This is a genomic window from Bacillus sp. MSP13 (assembly GCF_000815295.1).
GTDB classification, from domain to species: domain Bacteria; phylum Bacillota; class Bacilli; order Bacillales; family Bacillaceae; genus Bacillus; species Bacillus vallismortis.
Window position 1 is genome coordinate 122,168 of record NZ_JXAQ01000013.1, and the last position, 19,934, is coordinate 142,101.

General features: G+C 47.6%; 21 protein-coding genes and 3 pseudogenes. 10 read left to right on the plus strand and 14 right to left on the minus strand.

Features of this window, described 5'->3' with window-relative positions:
- Positions 1-2: 2 nt before the first annotated feature.
- Together pxpA and SC79_RS15600 are read right to left on the minus strand one after the other, a co-directional pair.
- Complete coding sequence (pxpA, locus tag SC79_RS15595; protein WP_039075835.1) at positions 3-776, minus strand: 5-oxoprolinase subunit PpxA; 774 nt, start codon at positions 774-776, stop codon at positions 3-5.
- Positions 777-978: 202 nt separating this feature from the next.
- Positions 979-1,728, minus strand: a complete 750-nt coding sequence (locus SC79_RS15600) for a Cof-type HAD-IIB family hydrolase (protein ID WP_039075836.1) — start codon at positions 1,726-1,728, stop codon at positions 979-981.
- Between the two features lie 132 nt (positions 1,729-1,860).
- Between SC79_RS15600 and SC79_RS20185 the strand changes: the two genes are divergently transcribed.
- Positions 1,861-2,025 carry a hypothetical protein gene (locus SC79_RS20185; protein ID WP_010330829.1) on the plus strand — a complete coding sequence of 55 codons (165 nt, stop codon included), beginning with the start codon at positions 1,861-1,863 and terminating at the stop codon, positions 2,023-2,025.
- A gap of 35 nt (positions 2,026-2,060) precedes the next feature.
- Here SC79_RS20185 and SC79_RS15605 read toward each other — a convergent pair whose 3' ends face one another.
- Positions 2,061-2,453, minus strand: coding sequence for a 3-hydroxyacyl-ACP dehydratase FabZ family protein (locus SC79_RS15605; protein WP_039075837.1), 393 nt, complete (start codon positions 2,451-2,453; stop codon positions 2,061-2,063).
- An 84-nt stretch (positions 2,454-2,537) separates the two neighbouring features.
- On the opposite strand from SC79_RS15605, the pseudogene SC79_RS15610 reads away from it, so the two are divergent.
- Positions 2,538-3,113, plus strand: a pseudogene (locus SC79_RS15610) (dienelactone hydrolase family protein); the annotation flags it as partial.
- Positions 3,114-3,164: 51 nt separating this feature from the next.
- Here the strand turns inward: SC79_RS15610 and sipU are convergent.
- The 6 genes from sipU to SC79_RS15640 all read right to left on the minus strand — a co-directional run bounded on the left by sipU (position 3,165) and on the right by SC79_RS15640 (position 8,558).
- On the minus strand, positions 3,165-3,728 hold the full coding sequence (gene sipU, locus SC79_RS15615) for a signal peptidase I sipU (RefSeq protein ID WP_039075838.1): 564 nt from the start codon (positions 3,726-3,728) through the stop codon (positions 3,165-3,167).
- 132 nt (positions 3,729-3,860) lie between these two features.
- Complete coding sequence (locus tag SC79_RS15620; RefSeq protein WP_082022762.1) at positions 3,861-4,925, minus strand: tartrate dehydrogenase; 1,065 nt, start codon at positions 4,923-4,925, stop codon at positions 3,861-3,863.
- An 87-nt stretch (positions 4,926-5,012) separates the two neighbouring features.
- Positions 5,013-6,134 carry a mannitol-1-phosphate 5-dehydrogenase gene (locus SC79_RS15625; RefSeq protein ID WP_039075839.1) on the minus strand — a complete coding sequence of 374 codons (1,122 nt, stop codon included), beginning with the start codon at positions 6,132-6,134 and terminating at the stop codon, positions 5,013-5,015.
- 1 nt (position 6,135) lies between these two features.
- The gene (locus tag SC79_RS21360; protein WP_039075840.1) at positions 6,136-6,567 is read right to left on the minus strand and encodes a PTS sugar transporter subunit IIA; all 432 of its coding nucleotides are present in this window, start codon (positions 6,565-6,567) and stop codon (positions 6,136-6,138) included.
- Positions 6,568-6,591: 24 nt separating this feature from the next.
- A complete protein-coding gene (locus SC79_RS15635) occupies positions 6,592-8,025 on the minus strand; it encodes a PTS mannitol transporter subunit IICB (protein ID WP_039075841.1) in 1,434 nt (477 codons plus the stop codon).
- Positions 8,026-8,204: 179 nt separating this feature from the next.
- Positions 8,205-8,558, minus strand: a complete 354-nt coding sequence (locus SC79_RS15640) for a hypothetical protein (RefSeq protein WP_039076030.1) — start codon at positions 8,556-8,558, stop codon at positions 8,205-8,207.
- A gap of 164 nt (positions 8,559-8,722) precedes the next feature.
- On the opposite strand from SC79_RS15640, the gene SC79_RS15645 reads away from it, so the two are divergent.
- The 3 genes from SC79_RS15645 to SC79_RS15655 are packed head-to-tail and all read left to right on the plus strand — an operon-like array spanning position 8,723 to position 11,584.
- Positions 8,723-9,295: a DeoR family transcriptional regulator gene (locus tag SC79_RS15645; RefSeq protein ID WP_039075842.1), complete on the plus strand. Its 573-nt coding sequence runs from the start codon at positions 8,723-8,725 to the stop codon at positions 9,293-9,295.
- A 34-nt stretch (positions 9,296-9,329) separates the two neighbouring features.
- Positions 9,330-10,955 (plus strand): copper resistance CopC/CopD family protein, encoded by a 1,626-nt coding sequence (locus SC79_RS15650; protein WP_039075843.1) that lies wholly within the window; start codon positions 9,330-9,332, stop codon positions 10,953-10,955.
- 14 nt (positions 10,956-10,969) lie between these two features.
- Positions 10,970-11,584, plus strand: coding sequence for a YcnI family copper-binding membrane protein (locus SC79_RS15655; protein ID WP_039075844.1), 615 nt, complete (start codon positions 10,970-10,972; stop codon positions 11,582-11,584).
- A 44-nt stretch (positions 11,585-11,628) separates the two neighbouring features.
- Here SC79_RS15655 and gdh read toward each other — a convergent pair whose 3' ends face one another.
- The 4 genes and pseudogenes from gdh to SC79_RS15675 all read right to left on the minus strand — a co-directional run.
- On the minus strand, positions 11,629-12,414 hold the full coding sequence (gdh, locus tag SC79_RS15660) for a glucose 1-dehydrogenase (RefSeq protein WP_039075845.1): 786 nt from the start codon (positions 12,412-12,414) through the stop codon (positions 11,629-11,631).
- A gap of 19 nt (positions 12,415-12,433) precedes the next feature.
- Positions 12,434-13,297, minus strand: a complete 864-nt coding sequence (gene glcU / locus SC79_RS15665; protein WP_039075846.1) for a glucose uptake protein GlcU — start codon at positions 13,295-13,297, stop codon at positions 12,434-12,436.
- A gap of 124 nt (positions 13,298-13,421) precedes the next feature.
- Positions 13,422-14,810 (minus strand): succinate-semialdehyde dehydrogenase, encoded by a 1,389-nt coding sequence (gene gabD, locus SC79_RS15670; protein ID WP_039075847.1) that lies wholly within the window; start codon positions 14,808-14,810, stop codon positions 13,422-13,424.
- Between the two features lie 69 nt (positions 14,811-14,879).
- Positions 14,880-15,448, minus strand: a pseudogene (locus SC79_RS15675) (aminotransferase class III-fold pyridoxal phosphate-dependent enzyme); the annotation flags it as partial.
- Between SC79_RS15675 and SC79_RS15680 the strand changes: the two are divergent.
- A pseudogene (locus tag SC79_RS15680) lies at positions 15,440-15,907 on the plus strand (GntR family transcriptional regulator); the annotation flags it as partial. The pseudogenes SC79_RS15675 and SC79_RS15680 sit on opposite strands and share 9 nt — an antisense overlap.
- A gap of 17 nt (positions 15,908-15,924) precedes the next feature.
- Here the strand turns inward: SC79_RS15680 and SC79_RS20190 are convergent.
- Positions 15,925-16,239: an ArsR/SmtB family transcription factor gene (locus tag SC79_RS20190; RefSeq protein WP_010330808.1), complete on the minus strand. Its 315-nt coding sequence runs from the start codon at positions 16,237-16,239 to the stop codon at positions 15,925-15,927.
- A gap of 140 nt (positions 16,240-16,379) precedes the next feature.
- On the opposite strand from SC79_RS20190, the gene SC79_RS15685 reads away from it, so the two are divergent.
- The 4 genes from SC79_RS15685 to SC79_RS15700 all read left to right on the plus strand — a co-directional run bounded on the left by SC79_RS15685 (position 16,380) and on the right by SC79_RS15700 (position 19,911).
- Positions 16,380-16,667, plus strand: coding sequence for a putative quinol monooxygenase (locus SC79_RS15685; RefSeq protein WP_019713321.1), 288 nt, complete (start codon positions 16,380-16,382; stop codon positions 16,665-16,667).
- Positions 16,668-16,682: 15 nt separating this feature from the next.
- A complete protein-coding gene (locus SC79_RS15690; RefSeq protein WP_039075849.1) occupies positions 16,683-17,432 on the plus strand; it encodes an NADPH-dependent oxidoreductase in 750 nt (249 codons plus the stop codon).
- 162 nt (positions 17,433-17,594) lie between these two features.
- Complete coding sequence (locus tag SC79_RS15695) at positions 17,595-18,473, plus strand: TetR/AcrR family transcriptional regulator (RefSeq protein ID WP_039075850.1); 879 nt, start codon at positions 17,595-17,597, stop codon at positions 18,471-18,473.
- A gap of 31 nt (positions 18,474-18,504) precedes the next feature.
- Positions 18,505-19,911, plus strand: a complete 1,407-nt coding sequence (locus SC79_RS15700) for an MDR family MFS transporter (RefSeq protein WP_039076031.1) — start codon at positions 18,505-18,507, stop codon at positions 19,909-19,911.
- Positions 19,912-19,934 lie beyond the last annotated feature (23 nt).

Sequence of the window (19,934 nt, forward strand, 5' to 3'; positions counted from 1 at the left end):
CTTTATGTTGACTTCTGTGCTGAAATAGCGGCCACTTCAATGCCTGCCGCTTTGAGTTCTTTTCTGATTTTTTGCGCAAAGGTCAGCGCGTGGGCTCCATCTCCGTGGATGCAAACGGTATCTGCTTTTAAGGACACGTCATGGCCTTGCTGAGATTTAACCGCCCCTTCTTTCACCATTTTGATCACTTGGGTGACGGCGGCATCATCGCTTTCAATGAGTGCGTCCTGTTGGGAACGCGGTGTCAGTGTGCCGTCGGCTTGATATGTTCTATCAGCGAATACTTCATTTGCCGTCTGAAGTCCGATCCGTTCACCCGCTTTGACGAGCTCGCTCCCAGCAAGACCGAAAAGCACTAGGCCGGGATCGACCTTATAGACTGCTTTCGCAATAGCGTCTGACAGCTTTTGATCGACAGCCGCCATATTGTATAAAGCGCCATGCGGTTTGACGTGCTGCATGTGAAGTCCTTCTGCTTTTAAAAAACCAGAGAGCGCGCCAATTTGATAGACGACGAGATCGTACGCTTCCTCAGGTGAAATCGCCATATTGCGGCGGCCAAAGCCCAGTAAATCCGGCAAACCCGGATGCGCGCCGATTTTCACACCGTTTTCTGCCGCGAGCGCAACGGTTTTCCGCATGACACCGGGATCTCCTGCATGAAACCCGCATGCGATGTTCGCAGATGTGACATACTCTAAAATATCTTGGTCAAGGCCTATCCTGTAGGCTCCGAAGCTTTCTCCTAAATCACAGTTCAAATCAACTTGAAACACAGAATCCCTCCTGCCAAAGCAAATGATTTGCTTGATGTATTTATTGTTCCGAAATTCGGAACGACTATTCCGAATTTTTGAACTTTGCTTTATTATAATTCAAACCTCTCAGTTTGTGAAATACTTTTGTTAGAAAACCTACCATGGGCCCAGAAGAAAACCTGCCAAACTAAAAAAAGAGCCCATCTCAGGACTCCTTTTTTTATAAAACCCAATGGCGAATCGCTTTCGCGACACCATCTTCAATATTTGTCTTCGTAACCCAATCCGCCGTTTCTTTCACAATGTCTTGCGCATTCCCCATCGCGACACCCAGACCCGCTTCTTTAATCATGGCGATGTCATTGAGGCTGTCACCCAACGCCATCACATTCTCCATCGTAAAGCCGAGTTTTTCAGAAACCTTCGCAAGGGCTGCGGCTTTGTTGATGCCAAGCGCGTTGACCTCAATGTTTGTCGGGCTTGAATTGGTGATTTCGAGCTCTTTGTTTTTTCTCAGCTCCTCCAGCACTTCGTTTCGGATGTCGTCATCCTCAATGTCAAAGCCGAATTTGAGCCATTCATGATCCGTAATGTTTTCCGGAAACTCGCCTCTCCATACTTTATTTACAGTAGATGCCCAGAAGTTCGTGTTGTGCTTATTCCGCAAATCCCACATCATTTGAATATGATCTGTATGGAGCAGCTTACGTTCGACCAAGTTAAAATTCGAATCCCAAATTTCGCTGCCGTTTGCCGTGATTAAAAAGGACGACAGCTTCAGCGATTCAGCCAGCTCCCGGCACGTCATCAGTGTCCGGCCCGTGCTGATCACCACGTACACGCCTTTATCCTCCGCTTCCCGAATGGCTTTACGGTTTTCATCCGAAATCAGCTGCTCGTCATTCAGCAGGGTTCCATCCATATCAATTGCGATCAGCTTAATATCCACATTTTCTCTTTGAACAGACATATATGTACCTCTCTTTATCTTTTAATTGTGCTTCTACCTATTCTAATACATTATACCCAGCGGGACAAAAAAGCGATTTCACATGTTTGAGGCACGCGAATAAGAGGAAAACAAACGGTGAGGTGATGATAGATGACAGAAAGAAAACAACAAAATAAACCAAATGAAAATCCCGAACACAATGACTTAACCGATCCGATTCCAAATGAAGAGCTGAAGGAAAATATGGAGGATGAAAAACACAAACGGCAGCAAAGAGATGACTCACAAAGCGAACGGGATTACGATACAAAATGATTGAACCCCTCACAAATCGTTGTGAAGGGTTTTTTTCACTTTTCGATATAGATACCGATTTCAGCTTCAGCAACAGGCTGTCCGCACACTGACGCCTTGGCATGTCCGAACACAAACCCGCGCCGGTTGCGCGTAACCTCAAACGCAAGTTCAAGCCGATCACCGGGCATGGCCGCTCCGAGCTTTTCCGCTTTCTTCACGGAAGACAATAAGCCTAAGCTGTTCTCATCTGCCATCCCTGTAAAAGCCGCGGTTTGCGCCAGCGCTTCGATCACAAGTGAAAACGGCATTTCTGTTTGCGTGTCAGTGATAAACCAGTCGTTTTCACTAATCAGCTTATACGCTTCCGCATATTTGCCTGGCTCGCTTTTCGTCACGCGATCAATAAACAAAAACGGATAGCGGTGAGGCAAAGATAATGGGTTCATATTCTCTCTCCTTTTTTGACTATTATATATCAGCCTACAGCTGAACGTTATGATATAGTGGTAGAAACGAAAAAGGAGAACGTTATGCCCCCAAAGCCGCTCGTCATTCTCGCCCATGAAATATACGGTAAACAGCCATATGAAAAAAATGGCCCGGCTAATCAAAATGGCTGGATATGATGTAGTGACACCTAACCTCCCCGAGGATGGTGAAGTTTACACATTGCTAGAGGAAATAACAACATACGAACAGTTTACAAAACATGAACGGCTGAAAATGGGAGAAACCATCATTCAAAACGCCGGACGGCAGGTCTTTGTGGCAGGATTCAGCGCAGGCGTGACGATTGCATGGAAATGCAGCAGTATGCCTGAGGTGAGCGGAGCTGTTTGTTATTACGGTTCCCGAATACGTGATTCTCTCCATCACGCGCCAGTCTACCCGGTCCTATTGTTTTTCCCTTCATATGAACTGTCGTTTGATGTTGCGCTTCTCATCAAAAAACTGCGGGACAAACAGCACCCCAGTTTGGCGATATATCAATTTGATGCCCTACATGGCTTTGCCAATATTGAGTCGTTTTATTTTGACAGGGCCTCTTTCTCAAAACACTGTCCCTCATCAAAAACGAGGCGGAAAAACCACCTCGTCCTATTTCATTAGATTGTTCTGTAACGCGCAAAAATGGTCATCAGTACCTCAGTCGTTTTTTACTTTGCTTGTCTCATCTCACCGAACGGATAAAAGACGAGAGATTCAGTACCGACGATCTCTTCATCAGAAGGCATACCCATTCCGTTTCTGCTATCCTTCGAATTGAGGCGGTTATCTCCCATTACGAAATATTGGCCTGAAGGAACCTCAGCTTCGAAGTCACCTGTTAAGCTCACACCTATTTCTTTGGCCTCTTGTTGATGTTCCTTGAGGTACGGTTCTTCCACCCTCTTATCGTTTATGTATAGCTGATCATCCTTCATTTTTACACTGTCACCAGGCAAACCGATTAAACGTTTGACTGATGAACGGCCGCTCGTTTTGTCTTGAATGACTATGATGTCGCCTCTATGAAAACCGCCTGTATATTTGGCTGCTTTGTCAACCAAAATTCTTTCTGAGTCTTGAAGCGTTGGAGCCATTGACAAGCCTTCAACGAGAAAAGGCCTGTAAAACGCCATTCTAATCGTCAAAATAAGTGCAGCGATCAAAACGATACTGAATACAACGATCCATTTTGTTTTTCTTTTTTTCTTTAATGTGATTTTTTTCGCATTCAACTTCCTTCACCCAATACCTTCCTAAGAATCCCAAATTATTATACAGCATTTGGATCTTCTTGGTTAGTATTTTTCGGATAGTTGTGTACGGAAATTGATTGGCCGGGGCAACCATCCACCCGCCCTATTTCATCACCATTTTCTCAAACGAGCACAGATTTCATCCGTCACCTCAGCCGTTGTGCTTTGTCCGCCAATGTCGCGTGTTTTGATGCCATCAGCTGTTACTTGTTCCAGGACATCGAGGATCTTCGCCCCCAGTTCTTCCTCACCGAAATGGTCAAGCATCAGCTTCGCTGTCCAAATTTGGCCGATTGGATTGGCAAGGCCTTGGCCGGCAATGTCGGGAGCTGAGCCGTGAACCGGTTCGAACATAGATGGGTATTTGCCGGACGGGTTGATATTCGCGGACGGCGCAATACCAATGCTTCCCATCAGGCTTGAGCTGATATCCGTTAAAATATCACCGAACAAGTTGCTCGCCACAATGACGTCAAACGTTTCCGGACGCGTCACAAAAAAAGCGGCCAGCGCATCAATATGCTGGGATGACGTTTCGATTCCGCTGTAATCAGCCGCAGTCTGCTGAAAGACTTCATCCCAAAACGGCATCGCGTGATAAATGCCATTCGATTTTGTCGCACTTGTCACATGGCCGCGCCGTTTTTTCGCCAATTCGAAGGCGAAGCGCATGACTCGTTCTGTCGCTTTTCTCGTAAATACAGCATTCTGGATGGCGATTTCATCGTCGCCTCTGTGAATGCGTCCGCCGACTTCACTGTACTCTCCTTCACTGTTCTCGCGAATCACCATAAGATCAAAATCATTTGGATGCAGAAGCGGCGACGTTATGCCTGCCATTTGTTTGGCCGGTCTCATATTAATGGAAAGCTCAAGCTCCCTCCGGATTTTCAGCAGAAGCCCCCATAACGAAATATGATCGGGAACCAGCTTCGGGTTTCCGACCGCTCCTAAGAAAACCGCTTCAAATTGAGTAAGCGTATGTATGCCGTCCTCAGGCATCATGTCGCCGTGCTCCATGTAATAATCACAGCTCCATGGAAAAGACGTAAATGAGAATGACAAACCGCCGTGCACCTCAGCCGCTGTATGAAGCACTTTCTCAGCAGCCGCCACAACCTCTTTTCCTACTCCGTCTCCCGGTATTGCCGCAATCTCGAATTGTTTCATTTTCATTCTCCTCCCCCTGTTATCGTAAGCGTTTTCTATTATACTAGAATGCGAGATGGTAAAAAAATCCCGTGACATGCTGTCACGGGTCGTTTATTGATTCAGTTTCTTTAAAATGATGGCATGCAGCGGTTCATGAGACTGAATGCCGCATACCTCTTGAAGCACGCCGCTGTATCCTTTTTCTTCGATCAGTGCTTGCAGTTCAACCGCTTCAGGATCACTGGTGAAATCGAAGCGCAGCGCAGCGGCAATTCCTTCCGCCATTGCATTCGGCTCTTTTATTTTCTTTGCCGGGCCTACGAGCCTATCATTTTCTCCCAGTTTTCTGAGAGGTGATCTCGCTACGCGGGTCACATCGTCTGTAATGAATGGATTTTCGAAGCGTCCGATGATTTTTTTGATATATTGTTCGTGTTCGGCTTGCTTAAAGCCATACGTTTTGACGAGGTAGTCACCGGTTTCAAGCAGCGCGGACTGAACGACACGGCGGATTTCCGGGTGATCGATTGCTTCTTTGACCGTTTTGAGCCCGCGCTGATAGCCGACATACGCTGTCACCGCGTGTCCGGTATTGACCGTAAACAGCTTTCTCTCGATGTACGGCGTTAAATCATGAACAAATAGCGCGCCGTTTATGACCGGTGTTTTTCCTTTAAAGCCTGATTCATCAATGACCCATTCAAAAAATGGTTCAACCGACACTTTGAGCGGATCTTCATGATGCTGAAGCGGCACGATCCGATCAACGGCGGAATTCGGAAAACCGACCGTTTCACTGACGGACTCCCGCTCCGCCTCAGTTAAATGGCTGTATATCTCTTTCTTCAGGAAGCTGCTTCCTCCGATCATATTTTCGCAGGCAATGATATTCAGTGTGTTTGAAGCGTTTCTTCGTCTTAACCCTTCTGCGATAGACGGAGCAATCAGCTTTAACACGTTCGGACCGACCGCCGTTGTGATGAGCACCGCCTCATTGATCAGCCGATACAGCTCCTCCGGCTGGCTGCCGCTATTGATGGCGCTGACCGGGCCGATGGCCTCTGATGAACGCCCCTCTTCTGCCAGCTCCACTGTGTATTCCTTTTTTTCATTGAGGAGGCTGACCATCGTGTCGTTCACATCCGCAAACACTACGTCATAGCCAGAGTGGTGAAGCAGCGCGCCGATAAACCCCCGCCCGATATTTCCCGCACCGAAATGTAAGGCGATCATGTCAGTTCACCTCGTTGAAAATGGCGATCAAATCTTCTTCGCTTTTAGCAGAGATCAGGCGTTCAATGTTTTCTTCTTCTGAGCAAATGATGGCGATGTTAGACAACATGTCTAAATGCTCATTATTTTTGCCCGCAATGCCGAATACCACTTTTGCGGTGTTGCCTTCTCCGTACTCGACGCCGTCTGGAATCTGTATGATGGATATTCCAGAGTGAAGCACCTCGTTTTTCGCCTCTTCTGTGCCGTGTGGTATGGCTATAAAATTTCCCATAAAAGTAGATGATGTTTCTTCACGTTCAAACATTTTGCCAATGTAATCTGCTGTCACATAGCCGTTGTCAATCAGCGTCTGGCCTGCCATTTTGATGGCTTCTTCCTTTGATGATGCCGTTTGATTGAGTTTAATATTTTCCTTTGCGAGTACTTGCATGGGTATCACTCTCTTTCTATGAGATTACTTTTTAAGTTTTTCAAGCAGCTCGTCATATTTCGGGCTGTTTAAGAAGTTATCCACTGATATGTGTGTCGCGTTCGGCAGCTTCGCTTTCGCGCGATCTGTTAAATCTTTGTGTGTGATGACAATGTCCGCATCGCTTGGCAGAGTGTTAATGGCCGTGTTGGCCACACTAATATCCAGCTCCGCTTTTTTCACTTTGTTTCTTAAAATCGATGCTCCCATCGCGCTTGATCCCATTCCCGCATCACATGCGAAGATGATTTTGTTTACGCTTTCAGAAGACCGCTCAGATGCTTTCTCAGCTTTCGTTTGCTCCGCTTCTAAAACAGAGGCCGCTTGGCTTTTTTTCCCCTTCATGGACTGCATTTTTTCTGTTGCGGCAGCGAGATCCTCTTCGCTTGCTTTTGAAGATTTCAGGATCACTGCTGATACGATGAACGAAACAGCGGCGGCGACCAACACACCCGCCAATACGCCGAAGTAGCCGCCTCTTGGCGTCATCGCCAGCAATGCGATGATGCTTCCCGGTGACGCTGCTGCGACAAGTCCGGCATGAAAGATCGTGAATGTTAAGAGTCCGCTTGCGCCGCCGGCAATCGCCGCCAGAATCAGGGCCGGTTTCATCAAAATGTACGGGAAGTAAATCTCATGAATCCCGCCAAAGAAATGAATGATCGCCGCGCCGGGAGCCGTCGATTTTGAAGAGCCTTTGCCAAAGAACATGTACGCCAGCAAAATGCCGAGCCCCGGCCCAGGGTTTGCTTCTACTAAGAACAAGATCGATTTTCCCGTTTGGGCCGCCTGCTCGATTCCGATTGGACTTAAGATTCCATGGTTAATGGCGTTGTTGAGGAATAACACTTTCGCCGGTTCTACAAAAACGCTGGCTACAGGCAGTAAATTCGCGTGTACAATGACTTCTACACCGGCCGCCAGCAATTTGTTTAACGTCAGGACAACCGGTCCGATAGCGTAAAACGCGAGAATCGTTAAAGCCGCGCCGACAATCCCTGCCGTAAAGTTGTTGATGAGCATTTCAAAGCCTTGTTTGACTTTATCCTTGAATAATTGATCAGTCTGTTTAATGAGGTATCCGCCAAGGGGCCCCATGATCATTGCGCCTAAAAACATCGGAATATCCGACCCGACAATCACCCCGATTGCCGCTGTCGCCCCGACGACTCCGCCGCGGTGGTCGTAAATCATTTTTCCGCCTGTATACGCTATCAAAAGCGGCAGTAAATATGTGATCATCGGGCTGACAAGTGTATTCAGCTGCGCATTCGGAAACCACCCCGCCGGAATAAACAGCGCGGTAATGATGCCCCACGCGATAAACGCGCCGATATTCGGCATGATCATTCCGCTCAAATAACTGCCGAAACGCTGCACTTTCACTTTCATGCCGCCTTGCTGTTGTTCTTGCTGCATATATAAACCCTCCCTGTTTTGTTTGTGGCTGTAAGATAGAAAAAGATGTTCAGAGAATCATGCTTCCCTTTGACTCTATGTTAAAACGCTTACACACTCTATACAATTGAAAGTAAAGAGGACTTTGGCATACGGGTGTGACAATTTTTTAAATAAAAAAGGCTCCTGATTTCAGGAGCCTAGGAGCCTTTTCTCTTGCCTCTATAAATAATGTTGCCGTTTTGAATCACGTACTTGGCGATCATCCGCTCACTCACTATGAAAACGGGATAGGCGCACACAAGTGCAAAAACAGCCATCGGCACGTGCTGTACGGCCGGCAGCATTGAGCCAACCGCATCGCGGAGGAGCAGCAAAAGATAAATAAGCAGCACGATCACTGCTAGTGACAGCAGCATCATCGGAGCTGATACTTTATATTCATAAAGCCGTTCCCGGCAGTGTCCGCAGCGAAATTGACAAGGCACGTTTGATGATCTGACCATGTCGCCTGTCAAAGGTTTGCCGCAGTTCGGACATTGTGTTTCTTTCATAGGGTATTCCTCACTTTCCATTCCATATGTCTATTATACCAGAGTCCCTTCTGTTTCGTTCTGTTGCTGTTCAACACATTTTCACATTTTTTATCATCTACTTACTTGTCTCTGTCTCTAAAATCCTCTACGCTTAAATAGATCTTAATGGAGGGGATGTATGTATGCTTCCGATTAATAGACAGCAACACATACTGAAGTGGCTGAAAGAAGAAGGCGCGCTCAGAATTTCTGACATCAGCGCAAAGTTCGGTGTTTCGGAAATGACCGTATACAGAGATGTCAACCAGCTTGTTCAGTCAAATCAGGTCATCAAAACGGCCGGCGGCATCACGCTCCCAGCCCAAATACCTCAAGCGGATCATATGTGCAGCTATTGCCTGAAGCCGGTCAATCAGGCTTATTCGGTTCAGATGATTACGGTAAACCAAGACATTGAACAGCTATGCTGCGCACACTGCGCGTTTTTGCGCTACGCAGATAAAACGGAAGAGGTTTCACACTTGATTTGCCGAGATTTTCTGTTACACACAACGGTCAGTGCCTGTTCGGCTTATTTTGTGGTTAATGCTGAATTAAACCTGCACTGCTGCCAGCCGCAGGCGATTCCGTTTGCGACACTCGACCATGCCGAACGGTTTCAAAAAGGATTCGGCGGAGCCGTCCGCACGTTCGACCAGGCGCTCGAAGACATGCTTCGAGACAGAAAAAAGCGCTGCACCTGCACCAAGACATAACACAACATATACAGCGGAAGGTGGTGTTTGAGTGATGAAGCAAAACAGATGGTGGATTATCCTTCTGCTTTTTCTTGTTTTCCTCCCGAAAACAAGCTTTGCTCACGCCTATATTGTTACATCTTCACCCGGGGAAAACAGCGAATTAAAAAGCGCTCCTGCACAGGTGGAAATCGAATTTAATGAACCGGTTGAAGAAGGGTTTCATTACATTAAAGTCTATAATTCAAACGGCGACCGGGTGGATACAGATAAAACTGAAATCAAAAAAAACAACAATCACATCATGGCGGTGAAGCTGAAAAAGGATCTGCCACGTGATGTATACAGAGCGGAATGGAATGCTGTATCCGCGGACGGGCATCCGGTCTCCGGCGTCATACCGTTCAGCATCGGGAAAGCGGAAGGCGGATTCAACACCCAAAAAGCAGCCGGTTCAGCGCTTAATCCGGCAACAGCCGCAGACCGCGCGATTCTGTATACAGCCTTATCTCTATTTATCGGGACGGTTTTTTTCCATCTCTTCTGGTATAAAGGAGATTCAAAACAACTTGCCAAACGGACGAGATATATCCTCATCATCTCGATCACCGCATTGGGGCTGGCGCTTTTGCTTCAGCTTCCGATTCAAACAAAAGCAAACGCGGGCGGCGGCTGGGGCAGCGCCTTCCAGCCGGACTACATCAGAGAAACACTGCTAAAAACAGCAGGCGGCACCATTTGGATCATTCAAGCCGCGCTGTACGTGCTGCTTACGCTCTCTGTCATTCCTGCGATACGCAAAAACCGCTTTTCGTCCTTCGGATATTGGACAGCGCCGCTCATTTTCTTTTTCGGCCTCCTGCTCGCCAAAGCGTTTACCGGCCATGCGGCGGTTGTTGAAGAAAAAGCGGTCGGAATTTTGATGGATTTCCTACATTTATCATCTGCTTCCATCTGGGTCGGCGGAATAGCGGCACTCGTTTTGCTGCTCGCAAACGAATGGAAGCGGCCGGACAAAACGCTCGCATGGGAAACGGTAAGCCGGTTCTCTCCATGGGCGCTTACTGCGGTCGGCGTCATTTTATTTTCAGGCTTGCTTAATGGATTTTTTATCATACGTTCGATGGATTCGCTGTTCCACACAGCATACGGCCAAGCTCTTTTAGTGAAAAGCGGACTGTTTGTGTTGATGCTGGCCTTAGGCGCGGTTCATTTTCTGCTCACCAGAAAACAGCGCCGCGCAGGAATCAGCCGGACGGTGAAAGCGGAATGGGCAATCGGCATCGCTGTATTGATCACAGCGGCCGTGTTTACCAGCCTGCCGAGCCCGCCTGAGCCCGTGCCGGAACCGTTCTACCAAACCAAAGCGATTGAGAACGGGCAAAGCGTTTCTCTCAGCATCAGTCCGAATCAGCCAGGCAAAAACGTATTTGATCTGCGAGTCACCGACCATAACGGCGACCCGGTGAAAAACATCCAGCAAATCACGTTAACCGTTTATAAAACAGGTCTGTCAGGCAGCGAAAACAAAAACACTTTTCAATTAAAAGAGAAAGAAAATGGCGTCTTCCAGGACGAAAATCTGTCCATTAATGAAAAAGGAAACTGGAAGATCAAAGTCCACGGTTTGACCGGTGACTTTAACGAAATCAATATCATGTTTACAAAAACCAATTAAAGGAGTGTTTTACGTTGTTTAAAAAAATCGCATGTACACTATGTTCAGCTATTGTCGGCTCACTTTTATTCTTTACGGCCTCTGCCAGCGCGCACGTTACCGTAAAGCCCGCTGAATCTGCTGCAGGCTCATGGGAAACCTATACAATGAAGGTTCCTTCTGAAAAAAACCTGCCGACAACAAAGGTTGTCCTCAAAATGCCGAAGGATGTTGAGTTCCAACAATACGAGCCGATTCCAGGCTGGAAGGTATCTACCCAGAAACACGATGATCAATCAGTTTCCGTCACATGGGAGGCAACTGACGGCGGCATTCAAGAAGGACAGTTCCAGCGCTTTACCTTTGTTGCCAAAAACCCTGATAAAGCGGATGAAGCCGCTTGGGACGCATATCAATATTACAAAGACGGCAGCATTGTCGAGTGGACGGGTGACGAAGATGCCGATACGCCTCATTCCATTACACATATTACCGCTGCAAAGCAAGTAACAGATGAGCACGGCGCCACGAAAACGGAAGACGATTCCAAGGACACGGGCTCTTCAGCTCTTGACATCACAGCGGTTGTGCTGTCTGCTGCAGCCATTATTTTATCTGTGGCAGCGCTTGTAAAGAAAAAGCGCGCCTAATGAAAAAAAGCGATCCAGAAGTATTTCTGGGTCGCTTTTTTGATTTATCCGCGTCCTGCCTGGAAGGAAGGATATTGTGTCATGCCGCCGTCCGCGAATAACGTGATGCCTGTGACGTAGCTTGATTCCTTCGAAGCAAGCCATACCGCTACTGCGGCGATTTCCTCCGGTTCGCCGATGTATCCCATCGGAATCATGCTTTCAACATCTGCTTTCTGTTTAGGGTCAGCGAATTTTTCGGCATTGATTGGCGTGTTGATCGCGCCCGGACCAATATTATTGACACGAATTCCCTTCGGCGCGTACTCCAACGCTAACGTTTCCGTCATTAGCTTAATCCCGCCTTTACTAGCCGCATAGTGGACAAATAACGGCCACGGAATCACTTCATGCACACTGGACATGTTGATGACATTTCCCTTGATATCGTGTTCTACGAAATATTTAATCGCTTCCCTGCTTCCTAAAAAAGCGCCGGTTAAGTTCGTGCTGATGACTTTATCCCAATCCTTCAGCGGCATTTCGTGAGAGGGGACAGGATTTTCAAGACCTGCATTATTAATCATAATATCGAGTGTGCCGAACTCTTTAATGGCAGTTTCCACAATATGTTTTACATCTTCCTCTTTCGTGACATCACCTTGGACGATAACGGCTTCACCGCCAGCCTTGACGACCGCTTCTTTTACCTCGTTCGGATTCTGTTTATCGCTAAAGTAGTTGATCACCACTTTTGCTTGCTCCTTGCCGAAGCGAATGGCCATGGCTTTCCCAAGACCTGATGCTGCTCCTGTAATGGCGACGACTTTCCCTTTTAAATCCGGATACATCTTTATCTTCCTCCAATTGTTATGAATTTGTTTTGGCGATTCCTAAAAATATGGCTGCCGCAATAATCAGGGCAATTCCAATTCCAATCCCTATAAGCTGGCGTTTTGTTTTCTTTTCACGCAGGATGAAAATGCCGCCAAGCGTTGAAATGACAATTCCCATTTGTGAGAGGGAAAAGCTTGTCGCGACACCGACCTTCGGCTGAGAAATAAACAAAAACATATTTCCGCCTGCCCAGATTAAGCCCGGGAGGATATTTCTGACCGCATATTTGTTAAAGGGTTTGTGCTTGTAGGTTAAAGCAAGCCCCCCGATTACCATCCCGATCGCCTGCGGCAAAAGAGCCGACCAGCCCGACACGTTGAACAACCTGGCGACGACCACATAGACCAAATAGCCAAGCGTTGAGACAAGAAGAATCAATATGCCCTTTTTTAAGTTGCTTGGCTCTCCCTCTTTTTTGTCTTTTTTATCTTCCAATGACGCGAGAATGATTCCCACGATGATAAAGATCAGAGCGAGAATGCCAAGCGTAATCGCAATCGGTGTTGACCATTCACGAAACACAATCACACCGAACAGCGAGGTTGAAACGAGCTGCATTCCAGTGGATATCGGCATTGTTTTGGACACACCCATCAATTCAATGCTTTTCAGCTGGTTGCTCTGTCCAAGGGACCAAAATAACCCGGATACGATGCCGACAGTAAAGATACGCAGTGACAGAGCGGGCTGAACAAAAAAGTAAATGACGATAGACACAATGAGCGCCCCGATCGTCGTCCCGAGTGTCTGGCTGTACGGCCCGCCGCCTAATTTCACATTGAAAAGAACAATGCTCCCCCAAAACAAAGCCGGGAGAAGAGCCAATAATAAATCCATTGTTGGGGAACCTTCTTTCAAAATGTATTTGCTGTTATTTTGGCTGAAATCGTTTGGGTTATTCGCTGGGAACACAAAAAGAGCTGCCGGAAGATCCGGCAGCTCTTAAGGAGCTTGCATTCTATTACAAACCGATGGACATATATTTTGTTTCAAGATAAGGCTCGATGCCTTCCGAACCGCCTTCGCGGCCGATTCCGCTTTCTTTCATACCTCCGAATGGCGCTTGAACCGCTGACGGCCCGCCGTCATTCCAGCCAATAATACCGTACTCGAGATTCTCGGAAATATAGATGCCGCGGCGGTAGTTTTCTGTGAAGAAGTAAGCAGCCAATCCGTACGGGGTATCGTTGGCAAGCTGAATCGCTTCATCAATATCAGAAAATGTGACGATCGGTGCAACCGGGCCGAATGTTTCCTCATGCATGATATTCATTGACGTATCGACATCGGTGAGCACTGTCGGGTTGACGAAGTAGCAGCCTTTGTCATCGTTTCGCTCATACGTGCCCCCAGCAAGAACCTTCGCTCCTTTTTCAACAGCATCATCAATTTGGCTGACGATTTTTTCAAAGCCTCTTTTATTGATAATCGGGCCCACATTAATGCCATCCTCAAGGCCGTTTCCGACTTTCAGCTTAGACACCTGTTCGCTTAGTTTCGCGGCAAATTCGTCTTTGATGGATTCGTGAACAATAAGACGGTTTGCACAAACACACGTCTGGCCGGCGTTTCTGTATTTAGACGCCATTGCCTGTTCGACGGCAAGGTCAATGTTGGCATCCTCATCCACGATCAGCGGCGCATGTCCTCCGAGCTCCATAGAGACATGTTTCACGGTGTCCGCACTGTTTTTCATGAGGATTTTCCCGACCGGCGTCGATCCTGTGAACGTGATTTTGCGGATTTTTGGACTGCTTGTGAACACGTTCCCGATTTCTTCGCCGTCACCGATGACAACCTGCAGAACATCTTTTGGAATGCCCGCTTCATATGCGAGCCGCGCAAGCTCATAGGCAGACAGCGGTGTGTCCGGTGCCGGCTTGATGATAAATGTACAGCCGGCGGCAAGAGCAGGCGCCGCTTTGCGTGTAATCATCGCATTCGGAAAATTCCATGGCGTGATGGCAGCAACCGGGCCTACTGGCTGGCGTGAGACGACAATTCGTTTGCCGGTTGTCGGTGCAGGAACCGTTCTTCCGTATACACGCTTCGCTTCCTCTGCGAACCATTCGATATAACCTGCGCCGTATAGGACCTCGCCGACCGCTTCCTGATACGGTTTTCCGTTTTCCTTTGTAATTACATCTGCAAGTTCTTCTTTATGTTCAACAATTAGCTCATACCATCTTTTCAAAAGAGACGCTCTTTCATTCGCTGATGTTTTGGACCACGTTTTAAACGCTTGATGTGAACGTTCAATGGCTTCTTCTACTTCTTGGGCGGATTGCTGGGGAATCGTTTTGATCTCCTCGCCCGTAGCCGGGTTGTAGACCGTTAATTGATCTGGCATGTTGAACATTCCTTTCTGTTTTATGATTACTTAAAATGATAGCAGACCCAGCCGTTTTCTTTCCAATGATTACGCTCGCAGACCCGCCTCCAAGATGCTGAGCCCTTCATTCAGAAGGTTTCCTGAGATGACGAGCGGCCGTCAGAAAGCGAATCATATTGCCGTTGATTCCCGCTGTCAGCAAAAGCAATCCGTTTTGATTCGCATACGCCGCAATCCCTGCCGCTTTCGCCTTATCAGGTTCTCGCGTGACCGGATCCTTGACCATTTCGATTGCCGCCATTGCCCCGAGTCTCCCGGATATCACCGATGAACGGGAATTCTCGCTTCCTTTCATACGCCTTGCTTTCAATCATTTTGCCGATTTCTTCAGATCGCTCATTCAGCCCTTCTTCTTCAATGATATCCAAAACAGCTAAAGCCGCCGCACACCCGACGAGCGGGCTGCCTGCGTACGTGCCGCCCAGCTCCCCGGACGCTGTCGCATCAATCAGTTCCGCACGGCCGATCACACCGCTTAACGGGAGGCCCGCCGCTAGTGATTTAGAAACCGTGATCAGGCCAAGAACAACATCAAAATGTTTACTGGCAAAATAAGTACCTGTTCTGGCAATACCGGTTTGAATTTCATCAGCTATATGGTTTTGCCGCCGGAGCTATTGCGGATATATAAACAGCGGGGCTATGATTTGCAGACATGCTCCTCGCTTACGCAGCTCGCCCTGCAGGAATTTATCGAATTCGGAGAATATCAGAAGCATATTAAGAAAATGAAGCAGCATTATAAAGAAAAGAGAGAGCGCCTGATCACCGCTTTAGAAACAAAGTTCAGAGGAGAGGTTTCCGTACAAGGGGCAAATGCGGGACTGCATTTCGTCTCCAAATTTCATACAAGCCGCATCGAACAAGACATCCTGGCACATGCCGCCGGCCAGCAGCTCGGAATCTTCGGAATGAGCCGGTTTGGCTTGAAGGAAAACAAGCGGCAAACAGGCCGGCCCGCTCTCATTATCGGCTTCGCGCGATTGAAGGAAGAAGACATTCAAGAGGGTGTCGAGAGGCTGTTCCGTACTGTTTACGGGCATAAAAAAATCCCCCGGTACAGGGGATTGATTCACCAGCGGTCCTGGTCCACATTCAGTACGGCTTCAAGCAGGCCGGGAAACGCCTTTTCAAGGTCTTCAGCGCGAAGCGAATAATACCGGCGCTTCCCTTCTATCCGAACTTGAGCGATGCCTGATTCTCTCAGCACTTTAAAATGATGCGACAAGGTCGACTTGGCAACCTGTACATCCGCACAGGTGCCGCATGTTTTTTCTTTCGCTTCAGCTAATTGCTTGACGAGCTCTAAACGAAGCGGATCACTAAGTGCGTGAAGAACCTTTGTCAGCTGCAACGTCTCTGTTTCTGGATGGTTTGGAATGTTCATGACACAAATGTATCACACAACAATTCGAATGACAATTTTACTATTTGAGGGTTTTTCCTTTACCTCAATTTGAATACATGTTACAGTTAGTTCGATGAAATTCGAACAATAAAATCAGCATAACGATGGAGGAGATTGACATGATCGTATTACAAGCTTACATCAAAGTAAAACCAGAAAAACGCGAGGAATTTTTGAACGAGGCGCAATCGCTTGTTCAGCATTCAAGAGCTGAGGAAGGCAACGCGCAATACGACCTATTTGAAAAAGTGGGCGAAGAAAATACATTTGTGATGCTTGAGCAATGGAAAGATGAAGCGGCGATGAAGTTCCACAATGAAACTGCGCATTTCCAAGGATTTGTCGCAAAAGGAAAAGAACTGCTGAGCGCCCCTCTTGATGTTGTCCGCACAGAGCTTAGCGAGTAAATAAAGGTGTCCCATATGAATGAAGTCATCAAATCATTAACAGACCACCGTTCGATTCGCAGCTATACAGATGAGCCTGTATCCCAGGAACAATTGGACCACATCATTCAAGCGGTGCAAGCAGCCCCAACTTCGATCAACGGACAGCAAGTGACTGTGATCACAGTGCAGGATAAAGAACGCAAAAAGAAAATTTCCGAGCTGGCAGGCGGTCAGCCTTGGATTGATCAGGCTCCTGTTTTCCTTCTGTTCTGCGCAGACTTCAACCGGGCTAAAATCGCGCTTGAAGATCTGCATGATTTCAATATGGAGATCACCAACGGTTTGGAGTCTGTTCTTGTCGGCGCCGTAGACGCTGGTATTGCCCTTGGCACAGCGACAGCAGCTGCCGAATCCCTCGGACTGGGCACGGTACCGATCGGCGCGGTTCGCGGAAACCCTCAAGAGCTGATTGAACTGCTTGAGCTTCCAAAATACGTGTTTCCTGTATCAGGCCTTGTCATCGGCCATCCCTCAGACCGTTCGGCGAAAAAACCGCGTCTTCCACAGGAAGCCGTCAATCATCAGGAAACCTATTTGAATCAAGATGAGCTGACGTCCCACATCCAGGCATATGACGAGACGATGTCTGAATATATGAAAGAGCGAACAAACGGAAAAGAAACAAGAAACTGGTCACAGGGCATCGCATCCTATTATGAGCGCCTGTACTATCCGCACATCCGTGAAATGCTTGAAAAACAAGGATTCAAAGTTGAAAAATAAGCCTCACCCGGCCTGTCGGATTTTCCGGCGGGCCTTTTGATTGTCCGGTTAAAATCCATTGACTTCTATTTCGTTTATTTGGTAAAATTTTTTCATTGTTACTCATTGGTTTTGTGTGAACCAATGGGTTTTCTAATGTTCAGGAAAGAAGGAAGCCATGAGATGCTTGATAAAAGAACAGATATCTTGTTAGCTGCGAGAAAGCTTTTTTCGGAAAAGGATTTTACGTCAGTTTCCATGCAGGCGATCGCAGAAGAATGTAAGATGTCAAAAGCTTCGATATATAAGCTGTTTCAGTCTAAGGAAGATCTGCTTTTAGAGCTGCTGGCATTTAACCAGAAGCAAATGGTGGCCGCGGCCTCAAGACTTCAGGAAAATACCGAGCTGACACCGGAGGAGCGTTTGATGCAAAAGGTCAAAATGGAGCTGGAAGGCTTCAGGCGGAATCAGCAGTTTTTCAATATGCTGACCTACGGAGACCCCAAGCTGCATAATAACCGGGTCAAACAGCATATCCATCAGACCAGATCAACGATTATCCGCTGGCACCGCGATTCACTGATTCAGGCATATGGAGAAACCATTCTCCCGTTCGTATGGGATTTGGTCATCATTCTTCACGGCATGATGCGTGAGTTTGTCATGCTGATCAAAATAGAGGAAAAACCGCTTGAGCTTGACCCGATCGCAGCGTTTATCATCAGCACCCTCAATCAGCTTGTCAAAAACAAGGAAACCCAGAAGTCTCTCCTTCCTCCAGAAGCCATCGAGCTTTATATTCATTCAGCATCCTCCTGCAAACCAAAGGATAAATCAGCCCTGTTGTCGGAAACCCTGAAAGAATTACATCAAGGCATCTCTTCCCTGCCCGCCGCGGACTATGACGTAGATGAATTGACATCCGCAGCCGCCATGCTGGAAGAAGAAGCGAAGAAGGAAGAACCCCGCGCTTTTTTGCTCAAATCACTGATTGGCTATCTAGAACAAACCGGTGTTTTAACACAGCCCGTTTCGATGTTAAAAACACTGTTCATTACGTAAAGAAAAGAAGGGATAAGTATTGGAAAAAAGTATGGCACCAAAACCTTTTAACCGTTCTATCATTGTCGGCATTTTATTAGCCGGGGCGTTTGTCGCGATCTTGAATCAGACGCTGTTAATTACCGCGCTTCCCCATATTATGAGGGAATTCAATGTAGATGCCAACCAAGCGCAATGGCTGACAACTTCATTTATGTTAACCAACGGGATTTTAATTCCGATCACCGCGTTTTTAATTGAGAAATTCACGAGCCGGACGCTGCTCATTACAGCAATGAGCATTTTTACTGCCGGAACAGTTGTCGGAGCGTTCGCGCCGAACTTCCCGGTTCTTCTGACAGCGCGTATCATACAAGCAGCTGGCGCCGGTATTATGATGCCGCTCATGCAGACCGTATTTTTGACAATCTTTCCGATTGAAAAGCGCGGCCAAGCGATGGGGATGGTCGGATTGGTCATCTCGTTCGCGCCTGCGATCGGACCGACTCTTTCCGGATGGGCAGTCGAAGCTTTCTCTTGGAGATCGCTGTTTTATATCATTCTTCCATTTGCTGTGATTGATTTACTTCTTGCTAGCATTCTAATGAAGAACGTGACGACTTTAAGAAAAACACAGATTGATATTTTATCAGTGATCCTTTCGACATTTGGATTCGGCGGGCTTCTGTACGGCTTCTCAAGCGTCGGATCTTACGGCTGGACCAGTTCAACCGTCTTGATTTCACTGCTGGTGGGTGTCGTCGCACTGATCTTGTTTATTACGAGACAAATGAAGCTTGAAAAACCGATGCTGGAATTCCGCGTCTTCACATTTGGCGTGTTCAGCTTAACAACACTGCTTGGAACGCTTGTCTTTGCACTATTGATCGGTACGGAAACCATCCTGCCGCTTTATACACAAAACGTCAGAGACGTTACAGCTTTTGATACAGGACTCATGCTTCTCCCGGGGGCCATTGTGATGGGCTTCATGTCACCGATTATCGGCAGAATCTTTGACCGTGTCGGCGGAAGAGGGCTGGCGATCACCGGTTTCTGCATCATCTTCCTGACATCGCTGCCGTTTATGCAGCTGACCGACCATACGTCACTCGCTTGGATTGTTATGTTGTATACCGTTCGTCTCTTAGGTACCGCCATGATCATGATGCCGGTGACCACTGCCGGAATCAACGCGTTGCCGCGCCACCTGATCCCGCACGGAACAGCGATGAACAACACCATCCGCCAAGTCGGCGGCTCGATCGGAACCGCACTATTGGTATCCGTCATGAGCAACCAAGCGGCACACGCAGGCACGACAAATGCGAAACACGCAGCCCTGCACGGCATGAACGCCGCATTTCTTGTGGCAGCCTGCATCGCGCTTGCCGGCTTCCTTCTCTCTTTTACATTAAAGAAACCTCAGCGCCCTGCCGAACAGCAGGCGGCACGCTGATTCATAAAAAAAGAGCCCCGCTT